This is a genomic window from Kitasatospora sp. MY 5-36, from assembly GCF_001182915.1.
GTDB lineage: Bacteria > Actinomycetota > Actinomycetes > Streptomycetales > Streptomycetaceae > Kitasatospora.
Genome location: NZ_LFVW01001119.1, coordinates 1 through 1,820 on the forward strand (window position 1 = coordinate 1; position 1,820 = coordinate 1,820).

Consider the following 1,820-nt stretch of genomic DNA (forward strand, 5'->3'; position numbering starts at 1 on the left):
CGCCTGGGCGGGCGCCGGGGCGGGCTCGGCCTCCGGGTGCCAGAACCGGTCCCGGGCGAAGGGGTACCCGGGCAGGCGCACCCGGCCGGGCGTCGCTCCGCCGGTCCAGGCAGACCGGTCGAGGGCCTCGCCCGCGATCCAGCGCGCCGCCGGACCGGCGGCCTCGCCCCGGTCGCCGGTGGCGACGAACTCCCGCAGACGGTCGGCGAGTTGGGCCACGCTGGACACCGTCCAGGCGATCCGCTCGGCCATCTCCTCCCGGCCGGCCAGGAGGGTCCAGGCGACCGAGCGCAGGGACACCCCCTCCGACCGCTCCAGGAAGGCCAGCAGGTCCCGGGCCCGGTCGGTCAACTGCCCCGGGGTGCGCGCCGAGAGCGGCACCAGGACGTCCCCGGCGGGCTCCTCCCGGCCGGCCCGGACCGGGACGTACTCCTCGACCACGACATGGGCGTTGACGCCGCCGAAGCCGAAGCTGCTCACCCCGGCGCGCCTCGGCCCGTCCCGGCCGTCGCGGTCGCGCGGACGCGGCCAGGGCTCGTTCTCCCGGACCAGGTGGAAGGGCCCGTCGTCGAGTTCGACGAACGGGTTGACCCGCCGCAGGTGCCGGTTCGCGGGCAGTACCCCGTGCCGGAGCGAGAGCAGCACCTTCAGCAGCCCGGCGATGCCGGCGGCGGACTCCAGGTGCCCGATGTTGGTCTTGACCGAGCCCAGGCCGCACGCGCCGTCGTCGCTGCGGCCGAGTCGGCGGAAGGCCGTGCGCAGCGCGCGGACCTCGACCGGGTCGCCGAGGGCCGTGCCGGTGCCGTGGGTCTCGATGTAGCCGATGGTGTCCGGGTCGAGGTCGCCGACGGCCGCGGTGACCAGCTCGGCCTGGGCGTCGGCGTTCGGCGCGGTGAGCGAGTTGGCCCGTCCGCCGTGGTTGTAGGCGCTGCCCCGGAGCACGCCGAGGATCGCGTCGCCGTCCCGCTCGGCCGCCGCCAGCGGCTTGAGGACGACGGCCCCGACGCCCTCGCCGCGCACGTAGCCGTTCGCGTCGGCGTCGAAGGTGCGGCACAGGCCGTCCGGGCTGAGCATCCCCGCGCGGTGGGCGCTGACGAAGGTGCCGGCGTCGAGCAGGACGTTCACCCCGCCCGCGATCGCCAGGTCGCAGGCGCCGGACCGGATGGCTTCCATGGCGCGGTGCACCGCCACCAGCGAGCTGGAGCAGGCGGTGTCGATGGGCTCGCTCGGGCCGCGCACGTCGAGCAGGTAGGAGATGCGGTTGGCCAGGATCGAGTGGTTGGTGCCGGTCGCGGTGAAGGCGTCCGGCCGCACCCCGCGGGTGCTGAGCAGGGTCGCGTAGTCGTTGTTGGTGACGCCGATGAACACCCCGGTGTTGGAGGGGAGTTCGCTCGGCCGGTGGGCGCTGTCCTCCAGCGCCTGCCACACCGTCTCCAGCACCAGCCGGTGCTGCGGGTCCATCAGTTCGGCCTCGCGCGGCAGGATCCGGAAGAACGCCGCGTCGAAGGCGTCGACCTCGTCGAGGGCGCCCATCCGCCGGGGGAAGTCCAGGGCGGTGATGGCCCGGCGCTGCTCCTCGTCGTAGCGGTCCAGCGGGAAGGCGGTGACGGAGTCCCGCCCGGCCAGCAGGTTCGCCCAGAACTGGGTGAGGTCGCGGGCGCCGGGGAAGCGTCCGGCCGCGCCGATCACGGCGATCGGCGTGTCCGGGGCCCGTCCGGGCCGGTCCGGGAGGGGCCGGCGCCCGGTGGCGGGGGCCGTCACGGGGGCTGTCACGGGGGCCGTCACGGCGGCGGTCGCGGGGACGGCTGCCGGGACGGTCG

The 1,820-nt window shown here is 75.9% G+C and carries 1 protein-coding gene; it reads right to left on the reverse strand.

Annotated features, from left to right (window positions below):
* Positions 1-1,773: type I polyketide synthase (locus AE652_RS40665; protein ID WP_234348724.1), on the reverse strand; the 1,773-nt coding region annotated here is incomplete at its 3' end.
* Positions 1,774-1,820 lie beyond the last annotated feature (47 nt).